This window comes from Acinetobacter sp. YH16031 (assembly GCF_013417335.1).
GTDB lineage: Bacteria > Pseudomonadota > Gammaproteobacteria > Pseudomonadales > Moraxellaceae > Acinetobacter.
Map to the genome: position 1 here is coordinate 20093 of NZ_VPED01000019.1, position 16964 is coordinate 37056.

12 protein-coding genes and 8 tRNA genes are annotated in these 16964 nt (G+C 44.6%); 15 read left to right on the forward strand and 5 right to left on the reverse strand.

Features of this window, described 5'->3' with window-relative positions; translation table 11 throughout:
• Window position 1: 1 nt before the first annotated feature.
• The 4 genes from FTV31_RS09660 (at window position 2) to FTV31_RS09675 (ending at window position 7795) form a co-directional block, all read left to right on the forward strand.
• Window positions 2-538, forward strand: coding sequence for a chemotaxis protein CheW (locus FTV31_RS09660; protein WP_159123371.1), 537 nt, complete (start codon window positions 2-4; stop codon window positions 536-538).
• 46 nt (window positions 539-584) lie between these two features.
• On the forward strand, window positions 585-2654 hold the full coding sequence (locus FTV31_RS09665; protein ID WP_180014555.1) for a methyl-accepting chemotaxis protein: 2070 nt from the start codon (window positions 585-587) through the stop codon (window positions 2652-2654).
• A 167-nt stretch (window positions 2655-2821) separates the two neighbouring features.
• Window positions 2822-7336 (forward strand): Hpt domain-containing protein, encoded by a 4515-nt coding sequence (locus FTV31_RS09670; RefSeq protein WP_180014557.1) that lies wholly within the window; start codon window positions 2822-2824, stop codon window positions 7334-7336.
• The gene (locus FTV31_RS09675) at window positions 7337-7795 is read left to right on the forward strand and encodes a hypothetical protein (RefSeq protein ID WP_180014559.1); all 459 of its coding nucleotides are present in this window, start codon (window positions 7337-7339) and stop codon (window positions 7793-7795) included.
• 60 nt (window positions 7796-7855) lie between these two features.
• Here FTV31_RS09675 and dapE read toward each other — a convergent pair whose 3' ends face one another.
• The 3 genes from dapE to FTV31_RS09690 form a co-directional block, all read right to left on the reverse strand.
• Window positions 7856-8992 carry a succinyl-diaminopimelate desuccinylase gene (gene dapE / locus FTV31_RS09680; RefSeq protein WP_180014561.1) on the reverse strand — a complete coding sequence of 379 codons (1137 nt, stop codon included), beginning with the start codon at window positions 8990-8992 and terminating at the stop codon, window positions 7856-7858.
• A 123-nt stretch (window positions 8993-9115) separates the two neighbouring features.
• Complete coding sequence (locus tag FTV31_RS09685; protein ID WP_004784975.1) at window positions 9116-9265, reverse strand: entericidin A/B family lipoprotein; 150 nt, start codon at window positions 9263-9265, stop codon at window positions 9116-9118.
• 115 nt (window positions 9266-9380) lie between these two features.
• A complete protein-coding gene (locus FTV31_RS09690) occupies window positions 9381-10256 on the reverse strand; it encodes a DUF1853 family protein (RefSeq protein ID WP_180014563.1) in 876 nt (291 codons plus the stop codon).
• 88 nt (window positions 10257-10344) lie between these two features.
• Here FTV31_RS09690 and FTV31_RS09695 point away from each other — a divergent pair, with 88 nt between their 5' ends.
• From FTV31_RS09695 to FTV31_RS09745, 11 genes are all read left to right on the forward strand, one after another.
• Complete coding sequence (locus tag FTV31_RS09695; protein ID WP_125278257.1) at window positions 10345-10782, forward strand: YbaN family protein; 438 nt, start codon at window positions 10345-10347, stop codon at window positions 10780-10782.
• Window positions 10779-11291 (forward strand): cell wall-recycling L,D-carboxypeptidase ElsL, encoded by a 513-nt coding sequence (elsL, locus tag FTV31_RS09700; protein ID WP_159123377.1) that lies wholly within the window; start codon window positions 10779-10781, stop codon window positions 11289-11291. The genes FTV31_RS09695 and elsL overlap by 4 nt, the downstream gene beginning before the upstream one ends.
• 500 nt (window positions 11292-11791) lie before the next feature.
• A tRNA-Val gene (locus tag FTV31_RS09705) sits at window positions 11792-11867 on the forward strand.
• 29 nt (window positions 11868-11896) lie between these two features.
• Window positions 11897-11973, forward strand: a tRNA-Asp gene (locus tag FTV31_RS09710).
• A 49-nt stretch (window positions 11974-12022) separates the two neighbouring features.
• Window positions 12023-12099: transfer RNA gene (locus FTV31_RS09715), tRNA-Asp, on the forward strand.
• A 21-nt stretch (window positions 12100-12120) separates the two neighbouring features.
• A tRNA-Val gene (locus FTV31_RS09720) sits at window positions 12121-12196 on the forward strand.
• 13 nt (window positions 12197-12209) lie between these two features.
• A tRNA-Asp gene (locus FTV31_RS09725) sits at window positions 12210-12286 on the forward strand.
• A gap of 30 nt (window positions 12287-12316) precedes the next feature.
• Window positions 12317-12392: transfer RNA gene (locus FTV31_RS09730), tRNA-Val, on the forward strand.
• 23 nt (window positions 12393-12415) lie between these two features.
• Window positions 12416-12492, forward strand: a tRNA-Asp gene (locus FTV31_RS09735).
• Window positions 12493-12589: 97 nt separating this feature from the next.
• Window positions 12590-12665, forward strand: a tRNA-Val gene (locus FTV31_RS09740).
• Window positions 12666-12735: 70 nt separating this feature from the next.
• The gene (locus FTV31_RS09745) at window positions 12736-13197 is read left to right on the forward strand and encodes a DUF2750 domain-containing protein (RefSeq protein WP_180014565.1); all 462 of its coding nucleotides are present in this window, start codon (window positions 12736-12738) and stop codon (window positions 13195-13197) included.
• 17 nt (window positions 13198-13214) lie between these two features.
• Here the strand turns inward: FTV31_RS09745 and FTV31_RS09750 are convergent, their stop codons facing one another.
• A complete protein-coding gene (locus tag FTV31_RS09750; RefSeq protein WP_180014595.1) occupies window positions 13215-14009 on the reverse strand; it encodes a YdcF family protein in 795 nt (264 codons plus the stop codon).
• A 97-nt stretch (window positions 14010-14106) separates the two neighbouring features.
• Window positions 14107-16809 (reverse strand): sulfite reductase flavoprotein subunit alpha, encoded by a 2703-nt coding sequence (locus tag FTV31_RS09755; protein ID WP_180014567.1) that lies wholly within the window; start codon window positions 16807-16809, stop codon window positions 14107-14109.
• Between the last annotated feature and the right edge of the window lie 155 nt (window positions 16810-16964).

The window sequence follows — 16964 nt, forward strand, 5'->3', positions numbered from 1 at the left end:
TATGGCAGCAAATGGATTTATCGAATTGCTTCGCATTGCGAAACGGGGAAATAAAAACTACGTTTCTAATGAAAATGAAGTCAACCGATGGTCAGGCATTGCTTTTGAGATGATGGGGCAATATTTTGTTGCCCCGCTGGGGGAAGTATCCGAAGTGATCTATCCTCCAAAATATACGCCAGTTCCTAATACTCAATCATGGGTTTTAGGGTTGGCCAATATTCGGGGAAGGTTATTATCAGTTTCTGATTTGACTCAATATGTATCAGGACAGAGTAGCCAGTTTTCACCGACTCAAAAAGTATTATGTATTCACCATAATGACCAATATGTCGGTTTGGTTGTTGATCAAGTTTTGGGTATACAACATTTTAATAAGAAAAGTTTTTTTTCTAAAACAACTGAATTGGATAATAACTTACAAGAATACTGTCAGGGATTTTTCCACCAGCATAACCAACAATGGCATGTGTTCTTATTCAGTCGTCTGTTGCAAAATCCAAAATTTATGAACGCATCTATAAAATTTATAAATTAAACGTCGCGCACGAAAGTAATAAAGACGTAAATCGGGGAGAGGCTGCATGGGCTTTAAACTTAAAAAGAAAAATACAGGTGAAGGTAGCCGCAAAAGTGGCAATACTTTTTTATCCAAGATTCAATCACAAACAGATCAGTTGTCACGTGTATTTGGTGATAGTGAAAAGTCTAAACCGTTTATTTATGGTGCAGCCGGCTGTCTGTTAGCAGCAACCATCACTTTATTGTATCTTTTCTACAGTGTGCCACGTGCCAACCAGCTGACACAAAGTCTGGGTGATTTACGTCTGCTTTCACAAACCATTTCTCGTCAGGCGACTGAAGCAACGGCTTCTGGTACACCTGAGGCGATGAAAAACCTGACAGATTCTCAAAAAGCTTTTGCTGAAAACCTTGAGACTGTAAAAAATATTCACTCCAATAATGAAGCGCTACAAGCAGTAGATAAACAGTGGACAGAAGTGTCTTCTAGTATTGACCTGATTGCATCGCAACAAAAAATCATTAACCAGTTATATGACACCAACATCGCAATTGGTGAAGCCATCCCGGGGATTCAGGCCGAATATAACTTGATGGTCGACCAGATGGCGCGTCAAGACATGCCGTCAAACCAGGTGGTCATTGCGAAAAACCAGGTATTCATTGCGGAACGTATTTTACGTTCGATCAGCTTGGTATTGACCGGTAACGACGGTTCACGTGAATCAGCGGACGACTTCAGTGCCGATACCGAAACTTTCGGTTCATACTTAAATGCACAGTTAAACGGTTCTGCTGAACTGGGTGTACAACGGATTACTGATCCAAACCTGCGCGAGTCTCTTGAAGGCATTAAAGCAGAATATGATGATGTACTTGAATCAGCATCTGCGACAATCCTAAAAAACTCTGCGCAAATCGTAAAAGTACGTCAGGCATCTGCGTCAATTTTCTCGCAATCGGATGTCCTGCTCGATAACCTGAACAAACTATCTGGTAACTCTGGTCTGAAAACAATCGTTCCAGCGGTTCTGTTAATTCTGTTATTGATCGGCTTCCTGCTGTGTGTATTCCGCCTGTTAAGCCTACGTGGTGCATCAGATAAACAGCGTGTAACCCGTCTTCAAGAAGAATATGACCGTAACCAGAATGCGATTTTACGTTTACTGGACGAGATTGCTGACCTTGCGGATGGTGACTTGCGTTCATATGCAACAGTATCGGAAGACTTTACCGGTGCGATTGCCGACTCGATTAACTTCGCGATCGACCAGTTACGTGACCTGGTATCTCGTATTACCGAAACTTCTCAGGAAGTTGCGCAATATACAGCGACAACTCAAAGCATTACCAACCAGTTAGCTGAAGCATCTGAACACCAGGCACAAGAAATTGCCGGTGCATCTGCTGCGATTAACGAAATGGCGATGTCCATTGACCAGGTATCTGCCAACGCGGAAGAATCTGCAGTCGTTGCGGAACGTTCAGTACAAATTGCTGCAAATGGTGCAGACGTTGTACACCGTTCAATTGAAGGTATGGATACGATTCGTGAACAGATTCAGGAAACGTCGAAACGTATTAAACGTCTGGGTGAATCTTCACAAGAAATTGGTAACATCGTCGCCCTGATTAACGATATTGCCGACCAAACGAACATCCTGGCTTTGAACGCAGCGATTCAAGCGTCGATGGCGGGTGAAGCTGGTCGTGGTTTCGCCGTGGTAGCGGATGAGGTCCAGCGTCTTGCGGAACGTTCTGCATCTGCAACTAAACAGATTGAAGGCCTGGTAAAAACCATTCAGACCGATACCAACGAAGCCGTAATTTCAATGGAACAAACCACAGCCGAAGTTGTACGTGGTGCGAACTTGTCTAAAGATGCCGGTGTGGCACTAGATGAGATTCAGAACGTATCGAATAACCTGGCAAAACTGATTGCAAACATTTCCGATGCTGCGAAACTTCAGTCAGCATCTGCAGGTCATATTGCGACCACGATGAATGTCGTACAGGAAATTACTTCACAAACTACGAGTGCAACCTTCGATACAGCACGTTCGGTATCTGAATTGGCGAACATGGCCGATGCATTACGTGAATCTGTATCTGACTTTAAACTACCAGAATAAAGTCAGAAAGTATGAGGGGAGTGTGCCTTAACCTAGGTTGAGGCACATTCAGAAATACAGATAAAGCCTCGACAAGATGGACCTAATTATTAAGGTTAGGTCTCGCGTGACGGTCACAATTAAGTTTGAGCGCCCTTCTTGGCGGCACAACGTAAGAAGCATTAGCTATGAAAGAAATATTAAAAAATTTAGTTGAAACGACAACGCTTCCTGAAGACAGTTATCTTGATCAAGATGCAGAAATTCTTGAAATTTTTGTCGAGGAAATCGAAGAGATTTTCGTCGAGTTAAATGCTTTATTTCCAGAATGGTTGAGTGATCCGGCTCATCAGGAAAACCTGAAAACCATTCGCCGCCATTTTCATACCCTGAAAGGTTCAGGCCGTATGGTAGGGGCTAAATCTGCGGGTGAAATTGCATGGGCCGTGGAAGATACCTTAAATCGGGTACTTTCAGGTTCGATCCAGTTAACGCCTACGATTCAACAATATGCCAAAGCTGTACTGAATATTTATCAGTTTACTTTATATCCAAAATTCAAACAGGTGCAGGAACTCGATGTTGACTTACGCCCAGTCGTGCTTTTAGGTCAGCAATTACAACAACAAATGACACCTGAACCGGCTTTAGAAGAACTCTTGCAACTTGCAGACAGTCTGACTGCTGAAGGTCAGATCACAGGTCTTGAGCTAGGTGATTCAGTTGAAGATCAAGGTACAACTGCAGCAATAGAAATAAGCACAACAGAATTTGAGCTTGAAGAAGCTGATAGTGAAGATGCTGCACGTAGTGATGTAGAAGAAACCGTGGCGATCTTTATCGAGGAAGCGGAAGAGCATCTCGAAACAATTGCCAAGTTCCTGCGTAGCGAAAATGAAAAAGTGCAGGATTATAATGCATTGATTCGTGCTATTCATACTTTGCGCGGCAGTTCGTCCATGGCACAGATCGAAGAAATCTTCGAGGCCAGCTCTAAAGTAGAACATCTGTTTAAAACATTGCTTCAGGATGAAATTGCCTCCACTTCAAAAGAAACTGCTGTATTAATTCAGTATGCTGAATTTGTCAGCGACTATCTGCATTTGTTACGTCAGGGTGATAGCAGCAAACTGGCAGCAGTGTATGCGACTTTTGAGCGTGTCTGGAATGATTATGGCTTCGCAGCCACTGAAACGGAAACAGTTGAAACCCAAGGTCTGGTGACTAAGCTGGTTGAACTGGAGATTGACCTGTTGCTGGATGCCGAATTTGAATTCGATAAACGGGCTAAAGTCGATTATCCGGAATATATTCAGGCTTTAAGCGAGCAGGCTGCCGAGCTGCTTGCACATACAGATAACCGTGCCGCACTGGGTATTCATGAGTTTACGACAGATTTAAAATCTGCCTATGATGCCTTACTAGAAAAACCGGTACTGCTGAACAGCGATTATGCTTATGAGCTGTTTGCCCAGGCACATCAGGAATTCATTCATTTATTCGATACCCTAGCAGCAGGCCAGCGTGTCATTCTGAATGATGATACGCAAAAAACCTTGAGTGAACTGGCTGCATTTGTACAGCAGGACTTGGAAATCTTTGCCGAAGACAATGTCCCTGCTGAACAAGTATCAGAAGAAATTTCTATTCCTGAAGCTGCAACCACAGCCAGCATTGACTTCGCTGCTTTAAGCCAGCGTATTGCCTCTGATCGCCAATACATCGACAGCGCAGAAACTCAGCGTGATTTCGATGAGGATCTACTGAATATCTTCCTCGAAGAAGCGGATGAATTACTGGTAGGTATTGATGAAGATCTGAATACTTGGAGTAAAAAGCAGGATGATACGACTTCACTGAATAATCTGATGCGTCATTTGCACACCTTGAAGGGTGGTGCAAACATGATTACCGCTTCTCATATTGGTTCGATTTCGCATGAACTGGAAAGTATTTATGAGCGAATCATCCGTCAGCAGATTGCAGTAACGCCTGCTCTGATTCAAATCATTCGTCTGGTGCAAGATAACGTGTCTGACCGTATCCAGTCGATCCGTGATGAAGGTATCGATTATCCAGCGGTTGAAGCAATTTCGATTCTGCAAAATATTCAGGCCTTGGTGGCTGGTCAAGCTGTTGCAGCTCCAGTAGGAACATCGATTCCTGTTGTCGAATTTGAATATGCAGAAGCTACTGCTGATTCCGAACAAACAGCGGATGAAGCAGCGGAAGAGATTGCATCAGAAGACACAAGTTCAGATCTAGAAGCTCTAGACTTAGAAGATGAACCAGTTGAGCTTACTGAAACAGAAACTTTGACTGAGCCAGTCGAAGTTGTAGCAGAAGAACGCTCTGAAGAAGATGAACTGAAGTCGATTGTTGAAGAAACCTTCCTGGAAGAATCAGAAGAGATTCTCGACAATACAGAAAAACTGCTGAACCAATGGTTTGATCAGCGTAGTGACCGTAGCTTATTGCTTCAATTACAACGTGCTGCCCACAGTATCAAGGGGGGTGCGCGCATGATTGAAAACGAACAGGTGGCCAGCATTGCGTATGAACTGGAAACCACATTCGAACAGTTTGCGGTATATCACTTTAACTCGAATGCGTATGATGGCCTGCTGCAAAAAACACTGGCTTGGTTAAGACAAGCCATCTTCCAACGTGACTATAGCAATTTTGAACAGATCCAAAGTAGTCTGAAAAAGATTGCTTATGTGGATGTTACTGCGCAGCTGCCAGAACGTCTGGCTAAAACAGAAACGCTGGTCACTGAAAATAGCTTCGAATTTGTCGAAGGTGATGGTACTGAGCCACCACGTATGATGGGTGAGTGGGTTGATACCGGCAATACCGATACCAGCCACGAGATGATCCGTATCTCTGCTGATCTGGTTGAGAAGATGATCGACCTGTCAGGTGAGAATGCGATTAACCGTTCGCGTATCGAAATGGACTTGGGCCAGCTCGGCAATACCCTGAACGAGATGGAACTGGCAATCAAGCGTCTGGCGGATCAGTTGCGCCGAATGGAAGGCGAGCTGGAATCTCAAATTATTGCCAAACACGGTTCAGAAAACTCGCGTTATGCAGACTTTGACCCGCTGGAAATGGACCAATATTCGTCCTTGAACCAGTTGTCCAAGTCGCTTGCAGAATCTGCTTCGGACTTGGTTGACTTCAAGAGCACCTTATCCGACAAGATTCGTGAAACTGAAGGTTTGTTATTGCAACAATCACGGATTCAGGCCGAGATTCAGGAAAGCCTGATGCGTACCCGTCTGGTACCGTTTGACCGGATGTTGCCACGTTTACAACGTATCGTACGTCAGACTTCTACGACCTTAAACCGTCCAGCTGAACTGATTGTTCAGAATAGTGAAGGTGAATTAGACCGTAATATTCTGGAGCGTCTGGTAACGCCATTCGAGCATATGCTGCGTAATGCGATTGACCATGGTTTGGAAGATACAGCAGATCGTATTGCCTTGAACAAATCAGAAGTCGGTTCAATCCTGTTAAATATCAGCCGTCAGGGTACAGATGTCATCGTCTCATTTAGTGATGATGGTAAAGGTATTGATGCTGAGAAGATTCGTGAAAAAGCACTCAGCCAAGGCCTGATCAAAGAAGATCAGACACTGGATTCGGAAGAGCTACTGCAATTCATTTTCCACCCAGGCTTCAGTACTGCTAAATCTGTAACCCAGATTTCAGGTCGTGGTGTGGGTCTGGATGTAGTACAAAGCGAGATCAAGTCTCTGGGCGGTCACGTATCTGTCAGCTCTGAAGTCGGCAAAGGCACAACCTTCACCATTCGCGTACCGACGACTGTAGCGGTCAGCGATGCCTTGATGGTAAAAGTGGGCGATCAGCAATATGCCGTTTCTCTGGCGCAAATCGACCGTATTGTACGTATTGCACCATCTACTCTGGAAACTTACTTCAACAGTAAAGACGATTTCTTCAAGATTGATGGCGTCAATTACAAATTGCGTTACCTGTCTGAGTTCGTATCGAATCAGCCAATTCCACGTCTGAATAATGTGGCGCATTCACTGCCAGTATTGCTGATTAAAGGCAACAGTGGTCAAACCATTGCCTTACTTGTGGATCAGTTAGTAGGTTCACGTGCACAGATTGTGGTGAAACCAATCGGCCATCAGTTCGCCAATATTGGTGTAGTCACCGGTGCGACGATTCTTGGTGATGGTCAGGTCTGTCTGATTCTGGATGGTCAGAATATTGCTCGTCAGATCCATGGTACGCAGCGTGTGAAACACATGCAGGATCAACGCGATGGTTCACGTTCTGGCAATGCTCGCCGTCTGGTGATGATCGTGGATGACTCGGTGACTGTACGTAAGGTGACCTCGCGTCTGCTTGAGCGTCAGGGCTATGATATTGTCACCGCCAAAGATGGTGTAGATGCGATTGAGCAGCTTGAAAATGTCCGTCCGGATCTGATGCTGCTGGATATTGAAATGCCGCGTATGGATGGTTTTGAGGTCACGAACCTGGTTCGTCACCACGATATTCACCGTGACCTGCCAATCATCATGATTACTTCACGTACTGGTGAAAAACACCGTGAACGTGCTTTCAGTCTGGGCGTAACCCACTACATGGGCAAACCGTTCCAGGAAGCTGAATTACTGGCGAATATTCAACAGTTAATTGCTGAAAAACAGGGGTCATAAATGAGTCAGAATACGACTAATGCCAAAATGGCTGATCAGATAAGTCAGCAGGAACTTCAGCATTTAATTACGGTATCTACCGGATTTATTGATGCTTATATTATTGACTGTCACGGCAAAGATCCAATGCTGTTACCACAAAATATTGTCCTGTCTGCACTGGATAGTGATACCCAGGTTAAAGTGGTTAAATGGCATGATGCGCAATTACCGGTTTATGCAGTTAATGATCCTACACGTAAAAGTGGGGTGGCGCTGGTGATTGAAGGAGATGAGGTGCATCAGCGTTTTGCCCTGATGTGTAATGAAATGCCGAAAACCATTCGTCTGCGTATTTCTGAAGTCGTCGATGCTGATCAGCAAGTGACTGACCCCGCAGTATTCCAGTATGTGCGTATGGGGGATCAGTTATTTCACATCCCGCAAATGGGTTATATTCAGTCTTCAATTGGCTTGTAATTCATTACAAAGCACATAAAAAAAGGAACTCTTCTGAGTTCCTTTTTTTACATCTGGTGATTAATTGGCTAACAGGTTCACCAGAATCTGCTCATAAATTTCAGACAGTGGTTCAAGGTCTGCAATATCGACATGCTCATTAATCTGATGAATCGTAGCATTCAGTACACCGAGTTCCAGTACCTGTGCACCGGTAGGCGCAATAAAACGACCATCTGAGGTGCCGCCTGAAGTTGATAATTCAGTTTCAGTACCAGTCACAGTTAAAATGGCATCTTTGGCTGCATTCACCAGCTCACCTACTGGTGTCAGGAATGGCAGTCCAGATAAAGTCCATGAAATATCATAGTCCACACCATGACGATCCAGAATTTCAAGCATACGTGCTTTTAATTCTTCAGCAGTTACTTCTGTTGAATAACGCCAGTTGCAGAGTAGATTCATGGTGCCCGGAACAACGTTGGTTGCACCGGTGCCGGCATTGATATTTGAAATCTGGAAAGACGTCGCAGGGAAGTATTCATTGCCGTTATCCCAGACTGTTTCGCACAGTTCGGCAATGGCTTTAGACGCTGTATGGATTGGATTCACTGCTAAGTGGGGATAAGCCACATGACCTTGTTTGCCTTTCACAGTCAGGTTGGCATTCAACGAACCGCGACGACCATTTTTGACAATATCCCCCAGTTTGTTGGTACTTGATGGTTCACCTACCAGACACCAGGTAATTTTCTCATTACGGGCTTCCAGCGTTTCGATCACTTTTACCGTACCATTAATCGATGGGCCTTCTTCATCTGAAGTAATTAGATAGGCAATCGAACCTTTATGATTCGGATATTTTTCGACAAAACGTTCAGTGGCTACAACCATCGCAGCCAAAGCCGTTTTCATGTCGGCGCTACCACGGCCATATAGCTTGCCGTCACGAATTTCTGGAGCAAATGGGTCAGAGTTCCAGGCATCCAGGTTGCCGGTTGGCACAACATCGGTATGGCCAGCAAAACAGAAAACCGGGCCTTCAGTACCTTTACGCGCCCAAATATTATCAACATCTTCAAAGCGCATTGATTCAATATTGAAACCCACCTTCTTCAAACGTTCTGCCATGATATTCTGGCAGTCATGATCAATAGGGGTCACAGAAGGCTGACGTAATAATTGCAGGCTTAAATCAAGAGTCGCGGAAGATGTCATACGATGGATTCATAAGTCGATAAATTTGTCGGCTCTATGATAGGCGAATATGGCCTGTAATGTGAATGTTCTACATAAAAAAACCCTATCTGAGATAGGGTTTGTGGAGAAGCTAGAAAGAGTTTAGTTTTGACGGATTTCTTCAGAAGTTTTTTCTGCAGTGCCTGTTACAGCTTCGCCTGCTTTAGAAACGTCTTTACCCACACCTTTGACAGTGTTACAGCCAGTTAAAACAAAAGCCATTACCAATGAAGCAGCAAGAATTTTTTTCATCATCATCTCCGTATTATCGATAATAAAATTATTATGATGTGGAACTAAGATTAGAAAATATACGACATAAAAAATATGTGGTTTTCATAGTGCTTCGGTTAATAAATGTAATGTTTTAAAAGGGTTTATGCGCAGGAAAGGGTAGTAGAAGCGGGCTACGATACATATAAAAATCCTCTTGATCAGCCTTTTTATAAAGTCCATTTGTCCACCAATAGGGACTTGAACTGCTGATCTGAGCATTGGGGTAAATCCATTCATGACGCTGCAAACGATAGAAATTAGCCGCTGGGTCGGGAATCTGCTGGCCCCATAAGCCTATGCGACGTTGGGTATTGACCCAGCCAGGCAATGTCTGATCTGCACGATGTATTGGAAGATAAAGCTGGCCTTTTAACATGCAGAAACGCTGATCGATCTGCTGATCCAGAGCCTCATCAAACTGGAACTGTTTCTGGGTGAAATGCTTCATTTTACGGATTAAAGTATCGGTGCGGTTCAGGCCATACCAGTTTGGCAGGCTAAAATCGGCTTCTGCGAGGTAGTATTTCAGCGCCACTTCCCAATGTTCGGTCAGACCAGTTTCTGTATTGAGTAACAGAAAATCCAGTTCACCCAGTGTTTTAGCACCGTCAATTTTTTGAATGCTATGACCCAAAAGCTTATAGGGGTGATAGGCATCATCCAGCAGCCAGAACCAGACCAGCATTTCAAAGCGCAAACCCAGCCGGGTGCTTTTAAGCTGCTGCACGAATTGCTCCAGCTCTTCAGGATGCTTGTCCAGATATTTCAGACGTGGATGATAATTTTGCAGGTGATGTTGCCAAGTCTCAGAATCATGTAATTCGAAAGCATAGACGACTTCAAGTTCGGTCGGAATCTGAGACAGAAGGTTTGGACTGCCAACAGCAAAGGCCAGTTGCCGCACCAAAGGATGCTGATAATATTGCCATGCTTCTACAAGATGATGATTTAGACTGGAAAAGGGCATAGCACATCCTGTGAAAAGTGCACAAATACAACGGACAGATTTTAAAAACACTTTATACTACCCCTAATTTTGTGGGTAGGACCGATTTATGAAAATATTGTTTTGGCGAAGCCTGGTCGTACTGTTTGTCGTACTGGGCTTTATCGGCGCAATCTTGCCCGGCATGCCAACTACAGTATTTTTAATTCTGGCGGCTTGGGCGGCATCCAAAGGCTGGCCACAGATGGATGCATGGCTGCTGAATCATCCAAAATATGGTCCGACTTTAAGAGCCTGGCGTGCCAATGGTACTGTGCCACGCAAGGCCAAATGGCTGGCCAGTATCATGATGTTCATCAGTGGCATTATCATGTTATTTACGACAGCACCGCTGGCAGTCAAAATCTTTACTGATGTGACCATGCTGATTGTGGCGATCTGGTTATGGCGTCGACCCGAACCAGTTCAGGACATAATCCATCCAGAACACATGGCCACAAAGAAAGTAGAACTAGAAACTATCAAGACAGAGAAAGAGAAGTCATGAGCCATTTGCAGCTGGATCAGGCAGAAATCCTGATTGATCTCGCCCAACAAAAACTATATTTGCCAAAATATAATAAGCAATACCTGATTTCTACGGGTAAGAATGGCATAGGTGAAGCAGAAAATAGTGGCAAGACGCCTCGTGGATGGCATAAAGTCGCTGAAAAGTTTGGCCAGCAGACACCTTTAAATAGTGTGTTTATTGCCCGTCAAGCGACAGGTGAAATTTATAATGCAGAACTGGCACAGCAATTCCCGCAGCGAGACTGGATTCTCAGCCGGATCTTATGGCTAAGTGGGCTTGAAGAAGGTTTTAACCAGGGCGAGGGTTGTGATACTTACCAACGTTATATCTATATTCATGGTACGCCTGATTCTGAGCCGATGGGTATTGCAATGTCACATGGCTGTATCCGCATGCGGAATACGGATGTGGCCGAGCTGTTTGAACTGGTGAATGAAGATGCGCTGGTCTATATTTCAGAACAGCCGCTGAATCTGACTGTTTAAATGACCTAAGAAGATTTGTGATTGATTTAAAATTAATTGAAATATCTTTTATTTATAGATGTAGAAGTAAAGGAGGCATGGATCTTCTACTCACTCTACTTTAACAGCCAAATAGAGTTAGAAACATGATTTATAGTCTGCCAATAAAAGTCATCAATTTGTTCTTACAAGGCTGCAAGCTTTTAAAATAAAGATTACAGGATCACAACGTTGCGGTGAGCTGGGCTTTGTATAATCTTTCAACAATACTGAAATCTGTTGCATGTTCTGGTCTCAATTTTCATGAGTAAAACCGTAAAAATTCGGCTTTTAGTTTCAGGGAGTGTCCTTAGAAAATCGGTATAGACTTAAAAAATAAACAAAAAGTGTTGTTTTTTTTAACAATCAACCTATTTTTTAATCACTCACACCGAAAAAGCAGAAAACAGTCAGAAAAGCGTTTGACAGTCTGTGAAGATTCTCTATAATGCACCTCATCAAGCGATGAAGTCGATTTGAAAGGGCGCTTAGCTCAGTTGGTAGAGCGTCTGCCTTACAAGCAGAATGTCGGCGGTTCGATCCCGTCAGCGCCCACCAAGCTTCTTTCAAAGTTGAGACACTATAGTGCAGCGGTAGTTCAGTTGGTTAGAATACCGGCCTGTCACGCCGGGGGTCGCGGGTTCGAGTCCCGTCCGCTGCGCCACTTTAAGTTCTTGATAAATCGTTTGCCACAATAGCGACATTGTGTAAGTGCAGCGGTAGTTCAGTTGGTTAGAATACCGGCCTGTCACGCCGGGGGTCGCGGGTTCGAGTCCCGTCCGCTGCGCCATTTACATGATAGACCTTTTGAGGGCGCTTAGCTCAGTTGGTAGAGCGTCTGCCTTACAAGCAGAATGTCGGCGGTTCGATCCCGTCAGCGCCCACCAGATTTTTTGTGATGCAGCGGTAGTTCAGTTGGTTAGAATACCGGCCTGTCACGCCGGGGGTCGCGGGTTCGAGTCCCGTCCGCTGCGCCATCCTAAGAATCAAACAGTTTGACCCTTTAAGGGCGCTTAGCTCAGTTGGTAGAGCGTCTGCCTTACAAGCAGAATGTCGGCGGTTCGATCCCGTCAGCGCCCACCATATCTTCTAAAGATATACGCGATGCAGCGGTAGTTCAGTTGGTTAGAATACCGGCCTGTCACGCCGGGGGTCGCGGGTTCGAGTCCCGTCCGCTGCGCCATTTTTCATTCCCTGATGTGGAAAATGTGTTTCATAATTCAAGACTACGCGCTTCGCTTGTCTTGCATCATAAAATAGCAGTGCTATTTTATTCTTCAGGGCGCTTAGCTCAGTTGGTAGAGCGTCTGCCTTACAAGCAGAATGTCGGCGGTTCGATCCCGTCAGCGCCCACCATATCTTTCTTGCCTAAATCCTGAATATTTCATAGAATTTGAAGTCTATAATAATTTGAAGATTTCAGACTATGAGAAATCCATACCAGCGTAAGGCAGCGATCAAATCGCAAAATATCGCCTACGATCCGCTACAAGTTTATAAAAATTTTATTGAAGCTATTGTTGCCCAAGGTGGCATTTTTGCACTTTATCAAGAGGGCTGGGCTTTATGTGCCACGCCGACAGGACAGCGAGCTTTCGCGACCTGGCAAAGCAAAGGTCTGGCCAGACTACTCATTAAAGATAACTGGGCCAATTACCAGATTCAGGAAATTACCCTCAAAGATTTTGTTGAAAAGGTCATTCCTTTCTTACGTCAGGAAAGCACTATTGTGTCATTGGATCTGACACCGGAAGGGCAGAATATTCTGGTTGCGCCTGAAAAACTTTTGCTGGATCTTAAAAACTACCTGTATCAGGTCTATGTACAGAAACCTGAACTATTCAAAAATCCAGCGATCCCTTCGCCAAGGCATATCCGTTTAAATTAATTTAGTGTTTAAGTCACTTATTCAGATAGTGTATATTCATTGAGCAGCCAGCCACTCAAAAAGGCAAAATATTCTCTTAACCAGGAGTTATAGCGCAGATAAAGGGGAGTACTGGCACTCAAACTAATCACTTGCTGATAACCTTGGTGTCTGGCAATGGCACGAGCACGAGGACTATGAAAATCACTGGTTGCAATCGCAATCGGATCATTTTGACTTATATTTTGTTGTTCCAAGATTACTTGAGAATACATCAGGTTTTGAGCAGTACTTCTGCTTCGATCTTCAAGTTGAATGGGGTTGATGAGTTCTGGATAGGTGGTGTTGATATAGTGCTGCATGACCTCAGCTTCACTTTGCCTTTCCCGATAATTACGCCCACCTGTCATAATCATTAAAGCATCTGGATAGTGTGCTGCATATTTAGCTGCAGTATCCAGACGGCTTTTTAAGATGGGTGAGGGCTGTCCATTCGTAATCCCGCTGCCTAAAACCAGAATAGCGGCAGGAGGTTGTGTAGATTCATTTGTACGAATAGACATCTGGATATAAGCAAAGAAGATTACGACACTGATCATCCAGAGTAGAAATCCGGCCCAGAGGCTATTCCAGAACCAGGTTCTAAATCTGGAGTGCTGTTTCCAGCGTTGAATACTTGAAAAGAGCAGAGTATACAGGATCAGTGCTACACTAATGAAAATTGGCAAAAGAACACCGAAATGTCTTTGTCCCTGACTTATTAACCAGAGGCTGTTTATGCCAAGGATCAAACCAAAGATCAGGCTGAGACTTCGTTTAAGTGGGTTGGATATTTGGATACTCATATTTTTATTAATCTTTTTATCTTTTCTTCTATCTTATTAATAAAAAACCGGGCATGAAGCCCGGTCTTTTATAGATCAGCTGATCTTAATATACATCACGACGATAACGACCATCCAGACGTAATTGATCCACTGTGCTTTCACCGAGAATTTCAATCAGAGCCTGATCGACATCGCTGGCCATGCCATTAATGCTACCACACACATAAATCACGGCGCCTTGAGCGACCCAGAGTTTCAATTCTTCAGCTTGCTCACGCAATTTATGATGCACATAAACTTTTTCCTGCTGGTCACGAGAGAAAGCAAGGTCCAGTCGTTTTAATGTACCCATTTGCAGCCAGGCCTGAATGGTTTCTTCAAAGAAGAAATCATGGGCACGCTGACGTTCACCAAAGATGAGCCAGTTCTGAGTATAGTCCTGACGGTTACGCGCACTCAGCAAGCTCATCAAACCTGCGATCCCCGTACCATTACCAATACAGATAATCGGACGGTTATCTGCAATCAGATGGAAAGATTCATTCTTGCGAATACGCAGGGCAATCGGTGAATTTAGGGCAGTATGCTGTGTTAACCAGCCTGAGCCCAGACCTAACTGGCCTTGTGCATCAGATTGCTGACGCACGACCAGACGTAGCACTTGCTGACTTGGAATACTGGCGATTGAATATTCACGTGTAGCAAGAGTTGGTAATTGCTGTAACAGCTCATCTACTGAATCAAAAGGATCAACCTGAGTCAAATCACGATTCCAAAGTGCCTGTTCGATACTTTGCTTCAGAGAAGGCACTTGTGTACCCGCGGCAATACGGTATTTCTCCATAAATGCACGGATACGTTCAGGGCTGTTTCCTGGCTGGATTTCGGCAATATCACCTGCCTGCCAGACGGCTTCATGCTGTGGAACCAGTTCAATATTGAATGCAGGTGCCCCCAGACTGTCTGGATTCAGCAATTCACGTTTGCTCAAAGTCCATTGATCGAAGGTTTTATCGATACCCATATCCTGCAATTCAAACTGGGTCACATGGGCAAGGGCATTGGTCCATTGCTGGATATGCTCATTATTGGCATTATCCACTTCAATGGTCTTGAAGAGCTGCTTGGCACCACTCTGTTGTAACCACTGGTCGATCCGATGACCAAAGCTGCAATAGGTATCAGGATATTCCTGGGAGCCTAGAGCCAAAACTGCATAATTGAGATGATTAAGATCCGCTTTGGCAGACAAAATTTTCTTTTCAAAAGAGGAGGCTAGGTCAGGTGCTTCACCTGTGCCATAAGTACTGGCTACAAATAGAACCTGTTCTGCTTGTTGCAGATCTTCAAGGCTTAGTTGCTGTACTGCTTTAACGCTGACAGGTTGACGTGCTTCCTGTAAGGCAGTAGCTGTGCGCCATGCCAGTTGTTCAGAGACACCCGTTTGTGAAGCATACGCAATCAGCCAAGGCTTGGCATTTGGATCCAGAGGCAGGGCAGTTGCCCCTTGGCGTGCAGCCAGAGTAAGTTTTTTCTGCTTACGACGTTTCAGATAGAGCATCCAGCCGGTCACGAAGAACAATGGCATTAATAATGCGGCAATCATGACCAGGAACTGGTACACAGGACCAAAGAAGCTGCCACGGTGTACCGGTAACATGCTGCTCATAATTTTTTCATTGAGGTTTTTATCTTCATAGAGCTGGACTTCGGTAAATTCAGCACTGCGATAATTATAAGTCGCATTGTTGCGGGCACGTTCATGCTGTGCCACAGGGTCAACAAAACTCAACTGCATTTCACCATCCGGTTTTTTCGGCAGGTTAAATGTTACAGTCGAATATTTGCCTGCAAATTGAGTACTGAAGCCAGTCCAGCTTTGATCCAGCGCACGTGAAATACTTTCTGGACTCATGCCAGCTTCTTCACGGCCTTCACCACGTTGTCCGCGTTCACCACGAGGACCACGTTCGCCATCTGAACGACCTTCGGCACGCATTTCACCTTCACCGCGAGGTCCATGCTCACCACCTTGGCGACCTTCGCCTCGCATTTCACCATCGCCACGAGGACCGCGTTCACCACGTAGCCCACCTTCGCCGCGACCGCCATTGGCCTGCATTTCTGGTTGTGGACGTTCTACGCCCAAAACTTTATACATACCATCACGCCACCAGCCATAAGACCAGGTAAGACCGGTACAAGCCAGAATCAGGTAGAAAATCACCACCCAGGTACCCACTACTGCATGCAGATCCCAGATAAAGTTACGGCCTTTCAGTTGCGGCTTCACTGCCAGCCATTGCTTGATCGAATGACGTTTTGGCCAGCGTAAGTACAGGCCAGACAAGACGAAAAAGATCAGCATCAGGGTACAGGCACCGGTAATTTGTTTACCAACGGGACCTACTGTTAAATTACGATGTAACTGCTGTACAAACTGGAAGAATTCACGGCCTTTAATTTCAGGCAATACTTCAGCCGTGTAGGGGTTGACCATCATGTTATAACCACGACGTGCTCCCTCTTTCGCAATATTGACCGTACTGGAGGCACTTGGATCCTGTGCCACGGTAATACTGTTAATTTTCATTTCAGGGTTTTGGTTCTGGAAATGCTGATACAGCTGGGCAGGGCTAAGCTTGTCTCGCTCTTGAACCTGTACAGTATAACTGTCGCTATTCATCCATTTTAAGATTTGCGGCTCATAAGAATAAATAGCACCCGTGACTCCCATAATTGAGAGAATCAAACCTGCAGTAATCCCCAGAAACCAGTGGATTTGGAAAAATGTCTTTTTAAACATGATGGTCAGATTTATGGTGGTATGTGTAAAAATAGGCAAATTATAACTGAAGAATCAGAATAAATTATAGATTATGATGATAATATTTATTCTCATTATCATTTGTGTCGATGGGTTGGATAAAAGATAGACGTAAAAAAACCTCCATGTCGAAA